12 protein-coding genes and 1 tRNA gene are annotated in these 14,039 nt (G+C 60.6%); 8 read left to right on the top strand and 5 right to left on the bottom strand.

The window, feature by feature from the left end; genetic code table 11:
* Window positions 1–57: 57 nt before the first annotated feature.
* Window positions 58–1,476 carry a diguanylate cyclase domain-containing protein gene (locus OP10G_RS17480; protein ID WP_084179462.1) on the bottom strand — a complete coding sequence of 473 codons (1,419 nt, stop codon included), beginning with the start codon at window positions 1,474–1,476 and terminating at the stop codon, window positions 58–60.
* Window positions 1,477–1,926: 450 nt separating this feature from the next.
* Here OP10G_RS17480 and OP10G_RS17475 point away from each other — a divergent pair, with 450 nt between their 5' ends.
* Genes OP10G_RS17475 through OP10G_RS17460 form a run of 4 tightly spaced genes read left to right on the top strand, consistent with a single transcriptional unit; the run spans window position 1,927 to window position 5,945 of the window.
* Window positions 1,927–4,119: an ABC transporter ATP-binding protein gene (locus OP10G_RS17475; protein WP_038475766.1), complete on the top strand. Its 2,193-nt coding sequence runs from the start codon at window positions 1,927–1,929 to the stop codon at window positions 4,117–4,119.
* Complete coding sequence (locus tag OP10G_RS24930) at window positions 4,116–4,904, top strand: class I SAM-dependent methyltransferase (protein ID WP_025229151.1); 789 nt, start codon at window positions 4,116–4,118, stop codon at window positions 4,902–4,904. The genes OP10G_RS17475 and OP10G_RS24930 overlap by 4 nt, the downstream gene beginning before the upstream one ends.
* Before the next feature lie 23 nt (window positions 4,905–4,927).
* Window positions 4,928–5,467, top strand: a complete 540-nt coding sequence (locus OP10G_RS24925) for a GNAT family N-acetyltransferase (protein WP_144241218.1) — start codon at window positions 4,928–4,930, stop codon at window positions 5,465–5,467.
* A 55-nt stretch (window positions 5,468–5,522) separates the two neighbouring features.
* Window positions 5,523–5,945 carry a DUF1854 domain-containing protein gene (locus OP10G_RS17460; RefSeq protein ID WP_025229153.1) on the top strand — a complete coding sequence of 141 codons (423 nt, stop codon included), beginning with the start codon at window positions 5,523–5,525 and terminating at the stop codon, window positions 5,943–5,945.
* A gap of 104 nt (window positions 5,946–6,049) precedes the next feature.
* Here OP10G_RS17460 and OP10G_RS17455 read toward each other — a convergent pair whose 3' ends face one another.
* From OP10G_RS17455 to OP10G_RS17445, 3 genes are all read right to left on the bottom strand, one after another.
* The gene (locus tag OP10G_RS17455) at window positions 6,050–6,607 is read right to left on the bottom strand and encodes a Uma2 family endonuclease (protein WP_025229154.1); all 558 of its coding nucleotides are present in this window, start codon (window positions 6,605–6,607) and stop codon (window positions 6,050–6,052) included.
* A gap of 9 nt (window positions 6,608–6,616) precedes the next feature.
* Complete coding sequence (fumC, locus tag OP10G_RS17450; RefSeq protein ID WP_025229155.1) at window positions 6,617–8,008, bottom strand: class II fumarate hydratase; 1,392 nt, start codon at window positions 8,006–8,008, stop codon at window positions 6,617–6,619.
* 290 nt (window positions 8,009–8,298) lie between these two features.
* Entirely contained in the window at window positions 8,299–8,571 is a 273-nt protein-coding gene (locus OP10G_RS17445) for a large ribosomal subunit protein bL28 (RefSeq protein WP_158409274.1), read from the bottom strand.
* A gap of 184 nt (window positions 8,572–8,755) precedes the next feature.
* Here OP10G_RS17445 and OP10G_RS17440 point away from each other — a divergent pair, with 184 nt between their 5' ends.
* The gene (locus OP10G_RS17440; RefSeq protein WP_025229157.1) at window positions 8,756–11,332 is read left to right on the top strand and encodes a DUF5695 domain-containing protein; all 2,577 of its coding nucleotides are present in this window, start codon (window positions 8,756–8,758) and stop codon (window positions 11,330–11,332) included.
* The gene (locus tag OP10G_RS17435; RefSeq protein WP_025229158.1) at window positions 11,329–11,781 is read left to right on the top strand and encodes a hypothetical protein; all 453 of its coding nucleotides are present in this window, start codon (window positions 11,329–11,331) and stop codon (window positions 11,779–11,781) included. Before OP10G_RS17440 ends, OP10G_RS17435 begins: the two co-directional genes overlap by 4 nt.
* Window positions 11,782–11,887: 106 nt before the next feature.
* On the opposite strand, the gene OP10G_RS17430 is transcribed toward OP10G_RS17435, so the two are convergent.
* A complete protein-coding gene (locus OP10G_RS17430) occupies window positions 11,888–12,718 on the bottom strand; it encodes a S1/P1 nuclease (protein ID WP_025229159.1) in 831 nt (276 codons plus the stop codon).
* A gap of 127 nt (window positions 12,719–12,845) precedes the next feature.
* Here OP10G_RS17430 and OP10G_RS24920 point away from each other — a divergent pair, with 127 nt between their 5' ends.
* On the top strand, window positions 12,846–13,712 hold the full coding sequence (locus OP10G_RS24920; protein WP_025229160.1) for a prepilin-type N-terminal cleavage/methylation domain-containing protein: 867 nt from the start codon (window positions 12,846–12,848) through the stop codon (window positions 13,710–13,712).
* 132 nt (window positions 13,713–13,844) lie between these two features.
* Window positions 13,845–13,921 (top strand) — tRNA-Met (locus OP10G_RS17420).
* The last annotated feature ends 118 nt before the right edge of the window (window positions 13,922–14,039 follow it).

Raw genomic sequence — 14,039 nt, 5'->3', positions numbered from 1 at the left:
GTGCACCAACAGATTCTCTGTTCCGAAGGAAAAAATGCAATAGGCAACGGCGTACCATCAATAGAATCGCGCAGCGAATGCCGGATCGGCCGTGCAAACTCGGTTTCGGCCCGACTCTTTGGCGGTATAGAGTGCCGCGTCAGCTCGCCCCACAAGGTCGTCGATACTCGTCTCCGAGGCGAAAGCGGTTGCGACCCCAACGCTGGTGGTCACTCCCAGACCGGCCAAATCTTCCTTTTCCACCGACCTTCGATATCGCTCCCCCGCCAGCTCGGCCGACTCTTGGTCGGCGCCAACGATGAGAACCGCGAACTCTTCCCCGCCGTATCGAACCAGCAGTTCACCCTCGTTCGCATTGCGGCGCAAAACCTGCGCGAATTGTCGAAGCACCTGGTCACCCGCGAGGTGCCCTCGCGCATCGTTGACCCGCTTAAAATGGTCCAAGTCGAGCAGCAGCAGCGAGATCGGAACCTCCTTATGCCCGGCGATGATGCTGATCAGCATCTCGCGGAAGTGCCGCCGGTTGGCGAGGCCCGTGAGTTCGTCTGTGATAACCAAATGGTTGAGTTGGTGATTCATCGCCTCCAACTCCACCTTCTGCGCATTTACTTGGCGGGCAAAATCGGCGATTTGCGCCTCCGCCCGCTTCCGCGCCGTAATATCGACATTTGCGCAGACCACTCCGATCGGCCGGCCCGCGTCGTCTCGGACGCAAATGATATTCGCCGCAAAGTTCTTTTCCTGACCATCCGAGCTACGTAGCGACCAGTCGAGGGCGTCTCCTCCCGAGCCGAGCATAAGAAGCCGCGCTCGCTCCTCCGACCAAGCGTCTTCGTCCGCTCCTCCCAGAACATTCCAAACCGGCGCGCCCGCGGCAACGTCCGCCCGAATGCCAAAAGCCACTTCCGCCTCCCGATTCCACTCCCGGACGAGCCCTTCGGAATCGAAGGTAAAACACGCGACCGGCAATCCGTCGAATAGCCCCGCATACTTTCTTGAAAGAGCCCGAAGCTCCACGTTTCCTTCTGCCAACCGGCGAGCCGTTTCTTCAAGCTGCTTGCGTTGGCGTCGAAGAACGTCTTCCGAAGAGAGGATCCTTCGCGCGACGATCAGCCGCGACGCGAGTTCTCCCCGGTCGATTGGCTTGGTGAGAAAGTCGTCCACTCCCGCCTCGAACGCCTCTGTCCGATCCGACCGGTCCGTACGAGCCGAGCACAAGACGAAATAAACGTACGAGCCCCCAAGGCTGCGAAATTCTCGACACAACGAGACGCCGTCCATGCTCGGCATCATCCAGTCGGAAACCACGATGCGGTAAGGCTTCTTCCGGTGCATCTCCAAGGCGAGGATTCCGTCGGTCGCCTCGTCTACGGCGTACCCCTGCGCCTCCAGATGCCTTCGCAATAGAATTGCGGTTACAGGATCATCCTCTACCACCAGAACAGGGGGTAGCGCGTCGGCAGGCAATGAAACCATATCGAATTCGTTTCAGGAAAACTGAATGTCTCCCTTACAACTTGGCGTATCTTCCTAGATTCATGAGGCCAATGATTGGGGTATTCGAGTTATCGCGCAAAAAATGCTTCCAAACACTTTCTGCTGGCGGCGAAATTGCGGTAAGGTTTCTTTCCCAAGGGCACGCGCTTTCGCCGGAGCTATAAAAACGTGTTCTGCCTGGACGATCTTTAGGGTTCCTCGTTTCCGCGAGTTGAGCTCCACGACAAGGAAAGGGAAGCGAAGCGGCCGAACGGCCGACGATATCCCGTCATAGTTCAGACCCTCCGCACCTCGGGCCCTTTCGGTTCGAGCGGCCCGCTGCCCGTGCGAAGCGCGAAAGTGTACGCGCTCGCCCCCAGCCTTCGCCGCTTGCCGCTCGGGTTTCCGCGGCGCCCATACCGCTTGGAGTTCCCCCAAGGAGGAACCCACATGGAAACCGTTACCCTGGCGAGCGAGCCCGAGAAGCTCCCTTCGCCCCAAGACGAGGTACTTATACGTTTGGTGGCCGACTTTGCCGGCGACGGCGTTTTCGGCCACCGAACCCTGGAAGTAAGCCGCGAGGCCGCCCAAGTGGTGGAGCCGAACGGCGCCATATCGTGTCGCGTGCCGATCGCAGAAATCAAATCTGCCCGGAACGAACCGCTTGTCGGCGGTGGACGCCTCGAGGTCGTCACCAAGTCGGGCGAGCTCATCGTTCTGCTTTCCTACTCTTTAACCATCGCCGCCAAGTTCAGCGAGGCCGCCCGCGGAATCGAGCAGCTCGCGAAAGGCGAGCCCCTTCTCATCACTCTGAAGGAGGAGCGGCTTCGATGCGCCAAGTGCAACCGGCTGTTACCGGAGAAAGACGGCGTCTGCCCCGCCTGTGTAAACCGCGGAAAAACGATGCTGCGCATCAGCGGCTTCATGAAGCCGTACCGAAAGCAGGCATGGAGCCTGGCGGCCCTGTCGCTTGCCACCACCCTGCTGAACCTCTTGCCTCCGCTTATCCAAGGCAAGCTGATCGATAGTGTTCTCACCGCTCACCGCGACCTGGGTCTCCTCTGGACCCTCATGGCGTGCTGGCTGGGAGTGCTCATTGTGAACTCGACCATTCAAATCGTGAATGGCCGCACCATCGCCTATCTAGCCGGTAACATCGCCGCCGATCTCCGCTCCGCGGTCTACCGCGCGATCGAATTCCTGCAGCTCACATTCTTCGACAAGAAACAGGTCGGCGCCATCGCGTCGCGAGTTACCAGCGATACCGACCGGGTGTGGGGCTTCCTCGTCGAAGGGGTGCCGTACCTGCTTTTGAACGGACTTACCCTTATCGGTATCGTTGGTTTCCTCTTCTGGACCAACGCCTTCCTGGCCGCCTGCATCCTGGCTCCGGTCCCCGTAGTCATCGGCATCGGTGCTTTCTTCTGGAAGCCGATGTCCCAGATGTTCCACCGCGTGGGTCAGAAGTGGGCTCGCTTCCACACTCACCTCAACGAGTCGCTGCAAGGGATTCGCGTCGTCAAAGCGTTCGCCAAGGAAGACACCGAGTACGACAAGTTCCGAACCCGGAACCAAGAGCTAAGAGACGCGGGCATCCGCGTAGACGCTCGCTGGTACACGATCTTCGGCGCAATGACGTTCTTCACCGCCCTCGGGAACCTGATTCTTTGGACGGTCGGCGGCTACATGGTCTACCAAAGCAAGCTCACGTTGGGCGAGTTCTGGCGGATCAACGCCTACATGGCTCTCGTATACGGACCGCTTCAATGGTTTTCCGCCGTCAACCAATGGTTCAGTCGAGCCATGGCCGGCGCCGAGCGGATCTTCGAGGTGATGGACACCGACACCGAGAAGTACGGCGACCAGGGATCCCACCACGCGATCGAAGGCGAGGTGGCGTTCGAGAACGTCCGGTTCGGTTACGACAAGTCGAATCCGGTCCTAAAAGGGATCACCTTCACCGCCGCGCCAGGCGAGATGATCGGCCTCGTCGGCAAGAGCGGAGCCGGAAAATCGACCACGATCAATCTGATCTGCCGTTTCTACGAGCCGGACGCCGGCACCCTCAAGATCGACGGCGTCGATTACCGCGACATCGCGCTCCAGGACATGCGCCAGCAGATCGGAATCGTGCTCCAGGAGCCTTTCCTGTTCAACGGCACCGTGGGTGAGAACATCGCCTACGGCAAACCCGGGGCGTCGTTCGAAGAGGTCGTAGAAGCCGCCAAGGCGGCCAACGCGCATCACTTCATCCTCGCGAAGCCGGACGGCTACGACTCCATGGTCGGCGAGCGAGGGTCGAAGCTCTCGGGCGGCGAGCGCCAGCGCGTGTCGATCGCCCGCGCGATCCTGCACAACCCCCGCATCCTCATCCTCGACGAAGCAACCTCGTCCGTGGATGTCGAAACGGAAAAGCAGATCCAAGAAGCGATTGGACGGCTCATCAAGGGCAGGACGACGTTTGCGATCGCTCACCGGCTGTCGACCCTTCGCAACGCTTCGCGCCTCGTGGTGCTCGAAAAAGGCGAGATCGCCGAGATCGGCACCCATGAGGAGCTAATGGAGAAGCAAGGGGTCTTCTTCAAACTCGTCGAGTCGCAAACCGCTCTCAACGAGATTCTCGGAATCGGAGCCGGCGCATGATCGCCCCTCCAAAAAACTCCGAATGGGCGAAGGCGTACTACACGACCGGTGGCTCGTTCTGGAGCGGCGAAGAAAACGCCGAATCGGGCCGCAAGCGAGCGCAGACCATCGCCCGCTTGGCCGGCCCGGACCGGCGCGCCGTCCTGGAGATCCAGAGCGGCCACGGAGGCGCCGCCTTGGCAACCGCCCAAGCCGGTTACGACGTGACCGCGCTGGACTTCGCGCCCATCCAGTCCGAGAACGCCCGCCGTCTCGTCAATCAGGCGGCTCCCGGCCGCCTGACGGTAGTGGCGGAAGATCAACACACCGTCGACCTCGGGCAACGGTTTGACGTCGTCGCCTGCTGGGACGGATTCGGCATCGGAGACGACGAAGACAATCTACGCCTTCTTCACCGAATCGCCAACGACTGGCTCGCGCCCGGCGGAATCGCGATTCTCGACATTTTCTGCCCCCTACCCTGGGCGGCCGCGCACGGCCGCGACCAAACGCTGGATCGAAATCACTCGACCCATGCCTACCGGCAGAATCGGCGCATGTGGTTCGATCCAATTACGGCCGTGGCCCAAGACGAGTGGTGCCCTCTCAGCGATGAGGACGGCCGCCGGCTGGAGGATCTAAGGATCACCCAGTTCATCCGCTGCTACTTCCCCGCCGACTTTGTGCGTCTGGCCAGTAGCGCCGGCCTGCAGACGTCGCTGATGGAGATCGACGGCGCTCCATTGTCATCGGATCGATTGCGGGAAGCCTGGCATTACTTGGTTGTGCTGGAGAGGGGCAAGTGATTCCGGAGTTCAGAACCGAGCGTATGGTCCTCTGCAGCGCCGTTGCCGAGGATGCATCGGCTATTGCCGAGTTCTACGCTCGCAACGACGAGCACTTCAAGGCGTACCTCCCTCCCCTCCCCGACAACTCGCACACGCTAGAGTTTTGGGCCGAGCGAATCGAAAAGGAACGCCAGCTCGCCCAAGAGGGGAGCGTGTATCGCTTCTGGGCGTACCTGCTGGACGGCGTCGGGCCGGTCGGTATGGTCGTCGTACGCAGCGTCAACAAATATCCGAACTCATCCTGCGAGATCGGCTACGGGTTCGACCAACGATACTGCGGCGCCGGTCTCGCCTCCGAGGCGACCGCGGCTCTGGTCGAGTTCTGTTTCGATTCCTTACACATGCATCGCGTCGAAGCATGCTACATGCCCCGTAACACCGTCTCTGCCCGAGTTCTCGCCAAGCTCGGCTTCGAAGTAGAGGGGGTTCTCCGCGGTCTCATGCACCTCAACGGAGTCTGGGAAGACCACGCCATCGCCTCCAAAATCAACCCGAACTGGAAGGAGCTGCCCAGTGCCTAACGCAATACAACCCGAAACCATTTCCCTATTTCATCACCCAAAGGACACTCTCCGAATGACCGTGGGCGAGGACCGCTCCTACGTGGCCGTAAAGCCGGTGTGGGCTTCCCCGCTCACCTATCCGAACCGATACCTCGCCTTCCTTAACGGCAAGGGTGAGGAGATCGTCATGATCGAAGATCCGACGAGCCTCCCTGCGGCCTCGCTTGAAGCGGCCAAGGAAGAGCTTGCGCGTCGCTACCTCACCGCAACCGTAACCTCCATCCTTCACGCCAAAGGCGAGTTCGGGTCAACCTACTGGCACGTCGAAACTGACCGCGGCCCTCGCGACTTCGTGACTCAGAGCCTGCAGGAGAACGCCCAGTGGCTCTCCCCCACCCACCTCATGCTGATCGACGTCGACGGCAACCGCTTCGAAATCGTCGACGTCACTGCCCTCGACGAGCGGTCGCGAAGATATATCGAGCAAACCGTCTAACCTTTGGGAATGCGCGAAGCTCTTCGCGCTTTGTATCCGCCGCGGAGCGGCCTTATGCGCTCCGCGCACTTAAAAAGCGCGAAGAGCTTCGCGCACTCCCAAAGTCACTTCAAAACGACGTGACGATACAACTCGTCTAGGTCGACATCGACGTTCACGGATGGAATCCTCATCGAGCCGGATTCGTATGACCGAACGAGCCACTCACCGTCCTCAAGGCTGAAAACCTCGACCACCCGACGCTCGCTGTCGATCAGCACATAGTCTCTCAAGGAGGACAGCGATCGATAATCCGCAAACTTCGCGCTCCGATCGAAAGTCGCGGTTCCAGTCGAAAGCACTTCGAAAATAACCGTCGGATTGTCGATGACGCCGTTCGCGTCGTCGACAAAATTAGGCGGGCAGGCTATCGTGGCGTCGGGATAGAAGTAAACGTTTGTTTTATCGATCCAGACTTTTGTGTCCTGGCCAAGGAGGCGGCAAGGACGGCCCTTTAAGGCCGCTCCGATTTCGGTAGCCAGTGCAGACTGAAGCTCCAGTTGGTTACGGCTAGCTCCCGCCATCTGGCAAACAATTCCGGAGACGTATTCGTGCCGGACCTGGGCAGCTCTTTCAAGCTGCAAATAATCCCGCGGAGAAACTAGAGCACGTTGGGCAGCCATAGATCTCTTTTACGGGTGGGTCATGTCGAGTGGAACGACCCACTTAGCGTACTCCTCTTCGTTCACGTCGCCCGATGCTAGGGCCGACTCCCGGAGCGTCAGTCCCTTCTTATGAGCGTTCTTCGCGATCGCCGCCGCCTTGTCATAACCGATGTGCCGGTTGAGCGCCGTCACCTGCATTAAGTTGGAATCGAGGTTCTCCCCGATCTTCGCCAAGTCCGGCTCGATACCGGCCGCACAATTATCGTTAAACGCCTCCGACGCGTCGCCAAGCAATTGGATCGAGGTCAGCACGTTGTGCACCATCACCGGCTTGAACACGTTGAGCTGAAAGTTCCCCTGTGACCCCGCGAACGCCACTGCCGCGTCGCACCCGAAGACCTGTACCGCGACCATCGTCAGCGCCTCACTCTGAGTCGGATTCACCTTCCCCGGCATGATCGAGCTGCCGGGTTCGTTCTCAGGAATCGTGATCTCGCCGATACCGTTGCGCGGCCCGGAAGCGAGCCATCGCACGTCGTTCGCCATCTTCATCAAAGTCCCGGCCAAAGTACGTAGCGAAGCCGAGGTCGTCACCAGCGCATCGTGCGCGGCGAGCGCGGCAAACTTATTCTCGGCCGAAACGAACGGATACCCCGTTTCCTTTGCGAAATAGCTTGCCGCCAAATCACCGAATTTCGGATGCGCGTTAAGCCCAGTGCCTACTGCCGTTCCGCCGATCGCCAGCTCGTATAACCCCTGTTCCGCATGCCTTACCTGACCCAGGCAGTAGTCGATCTGCGCGACCCATGCCCCGATTTCCTGACCCAGTGTTATCGGCGTCGCGTCCTGAAGGTGCGTGCGCCCAACCTTCACGATCGACTTGAACTCTTCCGACTTCTGAGCCAGCGTGTCCCGCAGCTTCTGCACCTTCGGATAGAGCTGCCGGTGCAGTTCCTCGACGACCGCGATGTGCATCGCCGTTGGGAACGTATCGTTGCTGCTCTGCCCCCGGTTTACATGGTCGTTCGGATGGACCGGACTCTTACTGCCCATTGTCCCCCCGGCCATCTCGATCGCGCGGTTCGACATCACCTCGTTGGCGTTCATATTGCTCTGAGTCCCCGACCCCGTCTGGAACACGACGAGCGGAAAATGATCGTCCAGCTTCCCCTCGATCACCTCTTGGGCCGCCTTCACGATCAATTCGGCGATATCGGCCGGCAACTCCCCCAGATCCGCATTCGCCTGGGCCGCCCCTTTCTTGAGAATCCCCATCGCACGAACGATGGAAGGAAGCATCTTAAACCGGTCCTGCCCGATTGGAAAATTTTGAATGGACCGCTGAGTCTGCGCTCCCCAATATCGCGAGTCGTCCACCGCGACATCACCCATCGTATCCTTCTCAATCCGAGTGCTCATACCTTCCCCAAAGGTTACTCCGAAGGACCTCTCTAGAATCCGACCGGAGCCCCCTCTCCCTCCTTCGGATGTATGTGCCGAACGAGGGAGAGGGGGTTGGGGGTGAGGGTGAGGGAGTCCCGTCCGGCGGACCGCCGCTCTCCGGAGCGGCCTCCCCTCCGAATCCCTACGGCAAAGCCGTGTAGCCGGCACCCACGTGTGCCGCCCGCCGTACGAAGTACGGCAGACCGACCCCGTAAAACAAAAACGCCGCCAGATCGGCGGCGTCGAAAACGGACGAAGACGGAATCTTAGATGCCGTAGGTGGCTTTCTTGAGCCAAGCCTTCGGGATCGGCTTGAGGCCGCAGGCAACCATGTTGAACTCGGCCGACTTAATGACGGAGGTCGCCACCGTAAGCCGGTAAGTGCCGGTCGGGGTCTTCAGACGCACCGTCTGGAGGTTCGCCTGCTGGATGCGGTTCTTGTGGGGCGCCTTGTACTTCCAGCCCTGGGAGTGCTGGTTCCTGATGTACTTCGCAGACGTGTTGCCTTTCTTCCCGCTAACCTGACAGATCTTCGCCATTTTCTCTCTCCACCGCTCCGTTAAGGTCGGCGGCAAGAGGAGAAGATACCCCATCGGATTGCTGGATTGCTGGATTGCTGGATTGCTGGATTGCTGGAGGAAAGGCTACTCGACCTCAACACCGTAACACCCCAACACCGTGACACCGCAACACCCCCTTCCCAAGGTAACCTGCCGTTCCCCAATGGACGACTTTAGCCTCGACCGGCAGGAGCTAACCGGGTCGCTCATCTCAATGGAGTTTGGCCCCGGCGGAAGAATACAACAGCTCTGGGCTAGCGACCCGAACGCGCCGGACGAGAGCGAGGAATTCCAGTTCGTGGCTCCCCCCATGAACATGGGCGAGGAGCTAACCGACGACTACTTCCCCGGCACCATCCTCCTGGGAGCGCGCACCCACCCGGAAGATCCGTGGATCGTGAGCCGCAACACCCGCGCCGAGCCGCTCGAAGACGACGAAGACGGCCGGATCGTCGCCTTCAGCTATGAATTCGCTTTCCTGGAGGAGCTCAGCGCCACGGGCCGCTTTTACGAGATTCCGGGGGCCATTCCGCAGATTGCCTGGGATGTACGCATCCTGAACCGAAGCCGCCGAAGCGTCGAGATTGGCGAGCTCGGCTTCCCCCTCGCCCTGAACAACGTGCTCGAAGGGTTCGCCCGCACCGACAAAGGGACGCGGGACATGTTCTCCGACCGTCTCCACGTCCACAAATTCATCGGCGGCGCCGCCAGCTACGTCTTCGCCCAGCGGCTCAACGCTCGCCCACCCGGCCTCCTCATCTTCCCCGGTGGCGACACCACCTGGGAGTTTTTCAATCACGTCCCCGGCTCTCTCCACACCCCCTTCCGTTGGGAAGGGATTCCCGTCGTCTACGCCCACAGCCGCGCCGCGATCGAGCGCGAAGGTTGGGGCGAGTGGTTCGGCGGTCACACCTCGGTCGTACTAGAGCCCGGCGAAGAACGCATCTTCCAGATGCGTTTCGTCCCGGTCGACCGCGACCGAACCGACAACCTGAGCGCCACCCTCGCCGCCTGCGGTCGCCCCGCGATGCGGCTCTTCCCAAGCGCGGTCGCCCCCTTCGAGGTCGGTATCGCGGTTGAAGTTGCCGGCGCCACTCCGACTCGCTTTCTCAGCAGCACCGAGATGGAGCTCGAGACCGACTCCGACGACGAAGGCGGCTTCTGCTTCGTCAAACCAGCCGAGCCAGGCCCCATTACCGTGGCTTTCGAGGACACCTTGGGCCGGGTCAGCGAGTGTCAGCTCCTCTTCACCCCGGCTATCGTCGACCTAATCCACGCCCGAGCCGACTGGATCGTCAAGCATCAGGTCTTTAAAGAAACTGGGGCCCTGGAAAACGCGATCCTGCCCGCCGACAACGTCTCGACCCTCCCGATCAACGAGCCCGACGCCTACGTTTCTCCCTTCGGAATCGAATCGAGCCTCGCCGATGCGCTCTTTCTCGCCGAAAAGAACACGATCTACCCGGCCGAAGAACAGATCGCCGTCCTCGACCGGTACCTGACCGACTTCGTAGAGGACGACCTCCAGAATCCTGGCGACGGAAGTGTCGGAAGCAGCTTCCCCGATCCGAGATCCGTTGCGACCAACTTCGGTCGTCCCCAGGTCTATCCGCTTGTCTTCTGCCTCTATCAGTCGATGGCCCGGATCGCCACCGGCCACGGAGGCGCCGAACGAGACGCGAAGCACTATCTCGAACGAGCCGCCAAGTGTGCGATCGCTATGTTCAGGCACGTCGAGCCAACCGTCCTGAGCTCCTCCGCGGTTCCGCTCATGGCCTATCTTCCGTCGCTGGTCGATGATCTCCACGCGGTCGGCCTCGAAGACGAAGCCCACGTAGTAGCCGCGCTCGCCCGTCGCCGGGAGATGGATCTACAGCGGCGGCGCTACCCCTACGGCGCCGAGGTCGCCTGGACTGCCGCCGGTTTCGAGGAGGCGTATTCCGCTGCCCGCCACCGAGGCAACGAAGAGCTCCAGGAGCGCACCCTACGCTGCGCCTACGCCGCGCGCTCCCTCGCCCCGAGTTGGTGGTGGTACGGCAGCGACAAGCGCTGGCTGGACGATGGCGACGGCAACCCCGCCGGCACCGACCGCGGCGAGCTCTGCCTTGGCCCCACGACCACCGCGAATTCGATGATGTTCCTGCGGACCCTCGACCGCGACTACACCAACCTCCCGGAGGCAACCTTGCGCCTTGCCTTCGGCGGCATGCTCGGAGTCTGGGCGCTGGTCCGACCAGACGGCGCGGCCGGAATGGCGTTCTGCCCCGACGCGGCTTCTAAGCATTTCGGAATGTCCGCGGTAACCGGCGACGTCGGTATCGGCCTCTTCCACTATCTGCGGGGAGTCGCCTCGTTCGTCCTTCCCACCCGCTATGCCGGAGTGACGACCTTCGGTTGCCACTTCGAGGTCGAGTCCGAAGACGAACGAGAGATTTTCGTGGTCCGCCCCTGGGACGGCGTGGGGCGCCGTATCGTCGTTCGACAGGTAGGACTCGAAGTCGAGGCGTCACTCGGTTTCTTGCGGGAACTTAGGTTCGACGCGCGCAAGCGCAACGCTCGCCTAAAGGTGGAGCATTTTGGGAACACGGAACGCCCTTCGCAAGTCCGCGTGAAAGGTTTGTGGGGCAGTCGCTTCACGGTTGATGGTAAAGAGTTGCAGGGGATTGAAGGCGAGCTTGTGCTCGATTTGATCCTCCCGCCCCACGGTACGGTTACGACAATGATCTCGGTGATTGGATGAACGAAATTCCTGGCTGGTGGCTCGCCATTTCGGCGATTTTCTTCGTCGTCAATATCCTCCTGTTTCTCGGGCTGATCTTCGCGATTCTAAAGCTCGTGAAATTCATGGAGGAGGCTCAGCCAAAGATCAACGAGATCTCAAACAAGGTCGGAGCCCTCGTCGTCAGGGTCGAACAGGTTGCGATTCGAGTCGAGGAGGTCGCCACTTCGGTCAAGGACACCGTGGATGGAGTCGGAGGTCGCGCAAAAGGGGTCGTCGGCTCCGTCGAGCTGGTAGCCCAGAGCGCCTCCCGCCAATTCGAGCGATTCTCACCTTTCGTAGTCGGAGCCATGACCGCGATGCGGCTCATCAAATCCCTCAACGACATGCGCCACGGCATGAGCGCCGCCCGAGCCACCTCCAAAAAAGCCCAAAAAGACCCCGTAAAGCTGTTCGGCAAGAAGAAGTAGGCGGAGCCCAGGCTGTTGAAGTTTAACAGTGTTGCGGAACGCAATCGCGTCCACCGTGGCCCCAACACCTCAAGACCCAACACCTTAACACCCCAACACCCTCTCCTCACCCCATCAACTTGTTCAACAGATTCGCCAGCCTCTGCCCCGCCAGGGCCAGCCGTTCGGAACAGATAACTCTCGCCTTGGCGATGTACTCGGCCGAAGGCTGCGATCCCTCCGGGGTGGTGTAGGCGAACGTAGCGGCGATGTCGTGGCTTTCCTTGGCCCAAGCCTCGGGATCGGTCGACGTTGCGTCTCCCAACGTCTTCCCCGCCACATCCTTCAGAACGTTCGCCGCGAGCGTATCCACTTCCGCCAGGTCGGCGGTTCGGCTGTCGGCAAGGTCCTTATAGATCCCGAACGCGGTGTCCCATTCCGCATGCAGCCGGTCTTTCTTCCCTTCGCCAAGCTTGTAACCTCGGCCGTTGTCGTCCCCCTCGGGATGCTGTTTGTCGTAAAGCGTCGCGGCGTGGAGCGGTTGATGAAGGTCTCCCACGATGTGGATGAGAAACCGCAGCATCCGCGCCTTCTCGTACGGAATCGTCTTCTCGTCCACCAGCGCCTTAGCGCACTGATCGACCGCCCAAATCGCGTTATCCGCTCGCGCCGGACCTGGGATGATTCCGTCCCTCACAAACGGAATCGAGATCGCGTGCCATTGGCTGTAAGCCTTAATCCCGTACCGTTTGAGCTGGTCGGGGTAGGTCGCGCTTCGGACGAAGTCGGAGAAATCGGGGGCCGGATTGCTTGCCAGAAGCGCGTCGACCTTCGCGCGAACCGCCGGCGTGAGACGGTCGTAAGCGATCTTGGCGACCGTCATGTGGCCGGTATCGTCCCAGGCGAAAGCGGCGGAGGAAGTTGCGAAAACAAGGCAGAGGGAGGCAAGTCGACGCATCGGGATTGGTTGTGACTTACCGCAGCCGCTGTGTTAAGGAATTTTCAAAAGCTTCGCACTCCCTTAACTATCGCTTAAGGGTCCCTTAACACTCCCTTTTTGCAGTGGAGTTTACTTACTTTCCGATATGAGCCCCCGCAATACATCCCGTGCCTTTACCCTGATCGAGCTTCTCGTCGTGATTGCGATCATCGCGATCTTGGCCGCCATCCTCTTCCCTGTCTTCGCGCAGGCCAAGGAAGCCGCCAAGAAGACCTCCTGCCTTAGCAACGACAAGCAGATGGCGACCGCCCTCTTCCTGTACGCGGGCGACAACGACGATACTCTCAGCCAGACGAGCTGGGAAAGCGACGCGGCTCACCCGTACCAGGTCCACTGGACGTTCCTCCTTCAGCCGTACATCAAGAACTGGGACATGTTCCGCTGCCCGTCGGACTCCACCCCGATCAAGCCGAAGGTCGCTTGTGTGAACGGCGACGCCGACCTCGGCAAGATGCCGATGACCTGCGACTGGATGGCCACCAAGGGTTACTCGTACATCCCGAACTACAATGCCCTCCCGGCCCACGACTGGCTTCCCCATTCGCTGACCGACTTCGCCAGCCCCGCCGACACCATCCTCGTGACCGAGAAGCGCGACACCAAGGACGCGGGAGATGCCCACAAGGGTCTCAGCGGCTTCCTCCCTTCGCAACCCTGTCCGAACTGGACCCTAGTCCAGGCGACGATGGGAACCCCGGGCGCCGGTCAATACAGCTACACGCTGCCCGAGCTGGTCAAGCCCCTGGCCGCCACCGCCGGCAAGACCGAGTTCAAGAAGTACGACGTCCTCCGAGTGAAGTGGGATCGCCACACCGGCGGCGCCAACTACTCCTATGCCGATGGCCACGCGAAGTACCAGAAGCTGGAGCAGACGCTAAACCCGAGCAAGTATCAGTACGGCGAGAAGTGGTATCCGAACTCCGCTCCGTGGAACTCCAGCCCCTGCAACTAAAAAGCTAGAGGCGTAAAGCGCGAGGCGCGAAGAGTTGGCTTAGGCCGACTCTTCGCGCTTCGTACTTTGTGCCTTACACCTGGCCGCGCCCTTGACTTTCACCCTGTGGAACGGGATAATACTCTCTTGTACCGCGGGGTGGAGCAGTCTGGTAGCTCGTCGGGCTCATAACCCGGAGGTCACAGGTTCAAATCCTGTCCCCGCACCCATATTCGGCAGGTTTCTCTCTGAGAACCTGCCTTTTTCTTTGTTCCTGGGTTCCGGAGCCCCCTCCTCTTGCCGCCGCGGGTGTCGCCTTCCTTCAGCCGACAAAGAAAACCGCGAGCG

This window comes from Fimbriimonas ginsengisoli Gsoil 348, from assembly GCF_000724625.1.
Taxonomy (GTDB): domain Bacteria; phylum Armatimonadota; class Fimbriimonadia; order Fimbriimonadales; family Fimbriimonadaceae; genus Fimbriimonas; species Fimbriimonas ginsengisoli.
Note: the sequence above shows the minus strand (reverse complement) of the source record. Positions and strands in the feature narration are given on the sequence as shown.